This window comes from Chrysiogenia bacterium (assembly GCA_020434085.1).
Classification (GTDB): domain Bacteria; phylum JAGRBM01; class JAGRBM01; order JAGRBM01; family JAGRBM01; genus JAGRBM01.
Genome location: JAGRBM010000158.1, coordinates 1 through 6,589 on the forward strand (window position 1 = coordinate 1; position 6,589 = coordinate 6,589).

At 64.9% G+C, this 6,589-nt stretch carries 8 protein-coding genes; all 8 read right to left on the bottom strand.

Annotation, left to right across the window (positions count from 1 at the left end):
- The coding region (locus KDH09_05300; protein MCB0219092.1) for a tRNA-dihydrouridine synthase at positions 1–496 on the bottom strand (496 nt) is incomplete at its 3' end.
- Positions 497–502: 6 nt separating this feature from the next.
- Positions 503–1,141: an imidazole glycerol phosphate synthase subunit HisH gene (gene hisH, locus KDH09_05305; GenBank protein ID MCB0219093.1), complete on the bottom strand. Its 639-nt coding sequence runs from the start codon at positions 1,139–1,141 to the stop codon at positions 503–505.
- Positions 1,142–1,163: 22 nt separating this feature from the next.
- A complete protein-coding gene (gene hisB, locus KDH09_05310) occupies positions 1,164–1,748 on the bottom strand; it encodes an imidazoleglycerol-phosphate dehydratase HisB (protein MCB0219094.1) in 585 nt (194 codons plus the stop codon).
- Between the two features lie 2 nt (positions 1,749–1,750).
- On the bottom strand, positions 1,751–2,845 hold the full coding sequence (hisC, locus tag KDH09_05315) for a histidinol-phosphate transaminase (protein ID MCB0219095.1): 1,095 nt from the start codon (positions 2,843–2,845) through the stop codon (positions 1,751–1,753).
- Entirely contained in the window at positions 2,842–4,143 is a 1,302-nt protein-coding gene (hisD, locus tag KDH09_05320; GenBank protein MCB0219096.1) for a histidinol dehydrogenase, read from the bottom strand. The genes hisC and hisD overlap by 4 nt, the downstream gene beginning before the upstream one ends.
- Entirely contained in the window at positions 4,140–4,778 is a 639-nt protein-coding gene (locus KDH09_05325) for an ATP phosphoribosyltransferase (protein MCB0219097.1), read from the bottom strand. The genes hisD and KDH09_05325 overlap by 4 nt, the downstream gene beginning before the upstream one ends.
- 11 nt (positions 4,779–4,789) lie before the next feature.
- On the bottom strand, positions 4,790–6,052 hold the full coding sequence (gene murA, locus KDH09_05330; GenBank protein ID MCB0219098.1) for a UDP-N-acetylglucosamine 1-carboxyvinyltransferase: 1,263 nt from the start codon (positions 6,050–6,052) through the stop codon (positions 4,790–4,792).
- A gap of 4 nt (positions 6,053–6,056) precedes the next feature.
- On the bottom strand, positions 6,057–6,589 hold a 533-nt coding region (locus tag KDH09_05335; GenBank protein ID MCB0219099.1), incomplete at its 5' end, for a peptide chain release factor N(5)-glutamine methyltransferase.

The window sequence follows — 6,589 nt, forward strand, 5'->3', positions numbered from 1 at the left end:
CGACTACCGGCGGATTCCACTTCGCATATTCCTGGACAAACTCCAGCGCGGTCTTCTCGGTGACTTCTTCCCAGCCCGCCACCGCGACCTTGCCGCCCTTGGCATCGATGCCAAGGCCCACGCGGCCCGCGCAGGCGGGATCTTCGAGAATGGCCTGCGCGATCTTCGGGTCCTTGTGCAGGATCGAGCCGATGATGACCCGCTCCACACCGACTTCGAGATAGGCCTTCGCCGTGGCCACGTCGCGAATACCACCGCCAAGTTCGACGGGAATGGAGAGTGCCTCCACCACAGCCTTGATCAGGTCGCGGTTTCTGGGAATCCCTTCACGCGCGCCGTCGAGATCTACCAGGTGCAGCCACCGGGCGCCCTCGCTCTCCCAGCGTTTGGCCATGGCAACCGGATCTTCGCCGTAGATGGTTTCCTTGTCGTAGTCGCCCTGGAGCAGGCGGACGCACTTGCCGCCGCGAATGTCGATTGCCGGGTAGAAATCCACTGGTGTCTATGCCTCGCCGGAGAGCTCGCAGAAATTCTTGATGACCGACAGGCCCGCCTTCTGGCTTTTCTCCGGATGGAACTGCGTCGCCATGATCGGTCCCTTGCGAATGGCCGATACGAAGTCGATGCCGTAGCGCGTGCGCGCCGCCGCGACCGAGCCATCCTCAGGCGCCACGTAGTAGGAGTGCACAAAGTAAAAATACGTGCCCGACTCGATTCCGCCAAAGAGCGGCTGGTCGCCGACGAACTCTACGGCATTCCAGCCCATGTGGGGGACCTTGAGGTGCTCGCCGTTCTCACCGCGAAGGGGCGAGACAAAGCGCGGGACCTTGCCGGCAACAACGCCGAGCCCCTCGGCGCCGCCGTGTTCCTCACTCCAGTCGAAAAGGATCTGGAGTCCCAGGCACAGGCCGAGGTAGGGCCTTCCCGAAGCCAGGTAGCTGCGCAGCGGCGCAACCATGCCCTGCCCTTCGAGCGTGGCCATGCAGTCCTTGAAGGCGCCCTGCCCTGGAAGCACCAGGCGCTCAGCGCGCTCGATGTCCTGCGCGCGCGAGATGATCTGCGCCTCATGCCCGACGGTCTCGAAGGCCTTCTGCACGCTGCGCAGATTGCCGCGGCCGTAATCGATGATCGAAATGCTCATGCTGCTCTTCTGCCGAAATGTTCTAGAGCGCGCCCTTGGAAGAAGCCACGCCGCCGCCCTCGACCTTCACCGCCGCGCGAATGGCGCGGGCGAAGGCCTTGAAGGAGGCCTCCACGAGGTGATGCCGGTTCTCGCCGTATTCCATGATGATGTGCACATTGGCGCGGGCGTGGTTGGCAAAGGCCTGGAAAAACTCGGCCACCAGCTCCACGTCGAAGTCGCCGACGCGGCCCGGGCGCAGGGGTTCGTTGCGGTAGACGAAATAGGGTCTGCCACAGAAATCCACCACCGCGCGGCTGAGTGCTTCATCGAGCGGAACACTGAAATTGCCGTAGCGCGAGATACCCGCCTTGTCGCCGAGCGCCTTCTCAAAGGCCTGTCCCAGGCAGATGCCCAGGTCCTCGACGGTGTGGTGGTAATCGACCTCCACGTCGCCGGTCGCCTTCACGGTCAGGTCCACCTTGCCGTGCACGGCGATCTGCTCGAGCATGTGGTTGAGAAACGGCACGGGCGTCTCAATGCTGCGCTCGCCGGTTCCATCCACATTCAGCGTCAGGGAGATCTCGGTCTCCTTGGTCTTGCGTTCGATGCTCGCGGTTCGTGCCATGTTCAGGCACCTCCTTCGAGATTCTTGCGAAGTGCATTCCAGAATGCGCGATTGTTGGCCGGAGTGCCAATGGTGACCCGCAAACAGTTCTCCAGCGGCCCGGGGCGCGAGAGGTTGCGAATGCGGATCCCCTCAGCGAGCAGCTTCTTGTGGAGCTGCGGCGCTTTGGGCGTGCGGAAGAGCAGAAAGTTCGCGTCCGAGCGAAAGACTTCCACATTCTCGAGGGTCCGCATCTTTTCGGCCAGCCCCTTGCGCTCGCGCACCAGGGTCTCGGTCTGCTTTTTCGTCTCGGCAGGCTCACGGAAATAGAGCTCGGCCACCCGCTGGGAAAACGTGCTGATGTTGTAGGGAAGGCGCACTTTCTCCATCTGCTCGGCGATGGCTTCGCTTGTCAGCGCCATGCCCAGCCGAAGCGAGGCGAAGCCCACTTTCGAGAGGGTCTTGAGCACGACCAGGTTGGGTTCCTTGCCGGCGCGGTCGGCAAAGCTGATCTCGCCGTAATCGCCGTAGGCCTCATCCACCACCACGATGGCGCCGGAGTTTCGCACCAGCCAGCTCACCGCGTCGGGATCGTAGCAATTGCCCGTGGGATTGTTCGGCGTCGCCAGGAAGATCACGTTTGCGGGTTTTCGAACCAGCACCTTCGCCCAGTCGTCGACGTCGAGGTCGAAGTTCTCATCGAGCGGTACGCCGACGACGTCGTAGCCGAGGCCGCGCGCGATCTGGCCGTACATCGAAAACGACGGCGTCGGCACCAGCAGGCGGGCGCGCTTGCGGCTCCCGCCGGCAAAGACCGCGCACAGGATTCCGATGATCTCGTCCGAGCCGTTGCCGAAGACCACGCGGGCGTCGCGGCGCACACGGTAGTGCTTGCGAATGAGCGCCGAGAGATCCCCCATCATTGGGTCAGGGTAGCGGTTGAGATCGATCTCGCGCGCCAGCGCCGCCACCTTCGCGCGCATCGCGCGGCTTGGCGCATAGGGCGACTCATTGGCGTCCAGGCACAGCCCGGCCTTGCCCTTCTCGGGCTCGTACGGGGCCATTTCCTCCAGCGCGGGCTGGAGGAGCTCGGCATAGTCCGGCGGCAGCTTCTTCATCGCTTCGCTTTCTTCTTCAGTCTCACGCTCACCGATCCGGCATGGGCATGCAGCCCCTCGGACTCGGCCAGCGTCACAATGTCCGGGCCCAGGGCGCGCAGCGCGCCCTCGCTGAAGGCCACGGTGCTGGTCTTCTTGAGAAAATCGTCGACTCCCAGCGGCGAACCAAAGCGCGCCGCGCCCGCCGTGGGAAGCACGTGGTTGGAGCCGGCGATGTAGTCCCCAACCGCTTCAGGCGTCCACGGACCGATGAAGATGGCGCCGGCGTTGCGGATCTTCGGAACCAGCGACTCCGGCTTCTTCAAATACAGCTCCACGTGCTCGGGCGCCAACCGGTTGACCAGATCGATGGCCATGGACACGCGCGGCACGATGAAGATCCGTCCGAAGCTGCGCAGCGAGTCCTGCAGGATCTCCTTGCGCGGGCTGGTTTTCACGATCGCCTTCACCTCGGCGGAAACCGCTTCGGCCAGTTCGGCATCCGTGGTGAGCAACACCGCAGTCGCCGACTCATCGTGCTCGGCCTGCGAGAGCAGATCCCACGCAACGCGCTCCGGATCGGCGCTGCCATCGGCAATCACCACAATCTCCGAGGGACCGGCGAGCTGGTCGATGCCCACCTGCCCGAATACCTGACGCTTGGCCTCGGTCACCCAGGCATTGCCGGGACCGACGATCTTCGCCACGCGCGGCACCGAGGCCGTCCCGTAGGCAAAGGCCGCCACGGCCTGCGCGCCGCCGATGCGGTAGACGCTGTCGACGCCGGCCACGTGGGCGGCGGCCAGCAGCACCGGGTTCTCCTGCAGCGACGCGCGCGGCGAGGCCACGTAGATATTCTTTACCCCGGCGACCTTCGCGGGCGTTGCTGTCATGAGCAGCGTCGAGGGATAGGCCGCCTTGCCGCCGGGCACGTAGAGGCACACGGCATCGAGCGGCGTGTAGCGAAGGCCCAGCTTGGCCCCCGAAGCGTCCCTGAATTGCCAGGACTCGCGCCGCTGGCGCTCGTGATAGGCGCGGATGCGCGCGGCCGCTGTGCGAAGCGCCTTGCGAAGCTTGGGATCGATCTTGTCGTAGGCCTTCTTGAGGTCGGCCTTCGCGATGACGAGGTTCCGTTTGCTCAGCGTCAGCCCGTCGAAGCGCTTGGTGTAGGCAAACAGGGGCCGGTCACCGGCGCGAGCGATGTCGGCGATGATCTTCTGCACGCCCTCGGCCACCGCGCCGCCGATTTCGGCGCCGCGCTTTTCAATGCGCGCGAATTCCTTTTCAAAGGCGGGAGAGTCCGCCCTGACGATCTTCATGCCGCCACTCCCTGGGGAACGACCTTGCCCAGGCGCTCGATCACCTCGCGCGCCTTGGCCGACTTCAGGCGCAGGGCCGCGCGACCCACGATGAAGCGCGCAGTCGAGCGCATGACCAGCTCTTCTTCCTGCAATCCGTTGGCACGCAGGGTTCCGCCGGTCTCGACGAGGTCGACGATCTTGTCGGCAATGCCGGTCGCCGGCGCCAGCTCGATCGCGCCATAGAGGTGTACCACGTCGATGCGGATTCCCTTGCGCGAGTAGTGCTGGGTCGCGAGCTGCCCGTATTTCGTCGCAATGCGCAACGGTCCGATGCGCGCCTCTTTGGGCGCGTCCTTCGGACCCGCCACCATCAGGCGGCACTCGCTGATCTTGAGGTCCAGCGGCTCATAGAGCGTGTAGCCGTGTTCTTCGAGGACGTCCTTGCCCACAACGCCCGCATCGGCGGCGCCGCGGTCGACGTAGGCCGGCACGTCCTGGGAACGCACGACCAGGATGCGGATGCCCGCGTCTTCGAGATCGAAGATCAGCTTGCGCGATTCCTCGCGCAGGGGCGAGACGTCGTAGCCCGCCTGCTCAAACAGATCGACCGTATCGGCGAGGACGCGGCCCTTGGCGATGGCGATTGAAAACAGATCCGACATGTTCAGACTCCTTCCATGGGGAGGCGCTGAATGCGCGCGCCCAGGCGGCCGAGTTTTTCTTCGAGGCGCTCATAGCCCCGATCGAGATGATAGATACGCAGCACTTCGGTCGTACCTTCGGCAACAAGGCCCGCCAGCACCAGGCATGCCGAGGCCCGCAGGTCGGTGGCCATGACCGGCGCGCCCGAGAGCTTCTTCACGCCCTTCACGACGGCGGTGCGCCCCTCGACCGAGATGTTTGCTCCCAGACGCTGGAGTTCCTGCGCGTGCATGTAGCGGTTCTCGAAGACGGTCTCCGAGAACACGCTGCTACCCTCCGCAAGTGCCAACAGGGCCATGAACTGGGCCTGCATGTCCGTGGCGAATCCGGGAAAGGGCTTGGTCCTGATGTCCACGCCCTTGAGGCGCCCCTTCGCGCTCACCGTAATCGCATCGTCCTCGATCTTCACCTTCGCGCCCGCTTCGATGAGCTTTTCCACTACGGTATCGACATGATCGTAGACCACGCCCTCGACCCGCACGGGTCCGCCGGCAATGGCGCCCGCGACGAGCAGCGTGCCGGCCTCAATGCGGTCGGGAATGACGTCGAGCTTGAAGGGCACGAGCGAGTCGGCTCCCTTCACGCGAATCGTATCGGTCCCTGCGCCTTCGACGCTCGCGCCCATCTGGTTGAGCGCATCGGCGATCTGCACCACTTCGGGCTCGCAGGCGGCGTTGTGGAAGACGGTCTCACCCTTGGCCAGCGCGGCCGCCATGATGAGGTTCTCGGTGCCGGTCACGCTTTTCACATCAAAGGTGAAGGTCGCGCCCTTGAGCCGCCTGGCGCGCGCCTCGACGTAGCCGTGTTCAAGAACAATTTCCGCGCCCAGAGCTTCGAGACCTTTCAGGTGCTGGTCGATGGGCCGCGCCCCGATTGCGCAGCCGCCCGGAAGGGAAATGCGTGCGCGCCCGAAGCGCGCAACAAGCGGCCCAAGTGCCAGCACCGAGGCCCGCATCGTCTTTACGAGGTCATAGGGCGCTTCGAACTCCTTGATGGCCGCCGCATTGATGGTGGCGCTGTTCCCGGCGAAGGTCGTGGACGCACCCAGGCGCTCGATGAGCTTGAGCATCGTGCGCACATCGCGCAGGTTAGGCACGCGGTCGATTTCCGAGACACCCTCGGAGAGCAGCGCGCAGGTCATCAGGGGCAGCACTGCGTTCTTTGCGCCGGAGACCTGCACCGTGCCTTCGAGCCGGGTGCCGCCTTCTATTACGAACTTGTCCATGACCCTAGTGGTCCCTTCTTCGCGCGATCAGCGTGCGGTCCAGGCCCGCAAGATCGCGCCGCACTTCAATGTCCTGCCAGGCGCCCGCCGCCTCGGCCAGCGCGTAGGCCGCCTCCCCCTGCGTGGCACCGATCTCGATGAGCAGCAAGCCGCCGGGTTTCACAAACGGCCCGGCCCCTTCGATGATCTGCCGCACCAATGCAAGCCCGTCCCCGCCGGGGGTGAGCGCGCCGCGGGGTTCAAACTCCCGCACGTCGGGCATCAGGCCCACCATCTCCGCCTCGGCGATGTAGGGCGGGTTCGAGGCGACAACCTCAAAAGTCTCGCCCACCTCAACCGGCTCCAAAAGCGAGCCCTCACGAAACGCCACGCGCTCCGAGAGCCCGAGCACCTCTGCGTTCTTTTTCGCTAGCGCCAGCGCCTCCGACGAGACATCCGTGGCGACCGCGCTCACGCCCGGGCGCTCTTTCAGCACCGCCAACGCGATGGCCCCACTGCCGGTGCCGATGTCGAGAATCCGCGCCTGCGAATCTTCCG

What these genes read in the sequence shown, in the direction of transcription:
- hisB (MCB0219094.1), bottom strand. Translation starts at nt 1,748, where the DNA reads ATGGCACGAACCGCGAGCATCGAACGCAAGACCAAGGAGACCGAGATC.
- hisH (MCB0219093.1), bottom strand. Translation starts at nt 1,141, where the DNA reads ATGAGCATTTCGATCATCGATTACGGCCGCGGCAATCTGCGCAGCGTG.
- hisD (MCB0219096.1), bottom strand. Translation starts at nt 4,143, where the DNA reads ATGAAGATCGTCAGGGCGGACTCTCCCGCCTTTGAAAAGGAATTCGCG.
- murA (MCB0219098.1), bottom strand. Translation starts at nt 6,052, where the DNA reads ATGGACAAGTTCGTAATAGAAGGCGGCACCCGGCTCGAAGGCACGGTG.
- hisC (MCB0219095.1), bottom strand. Translation starts at nt 2,845, where the DNA reads ATGAAGAAGCTGCCGCCGGACTATGCCGAGCTCCTCCAGCCCGCGCTG.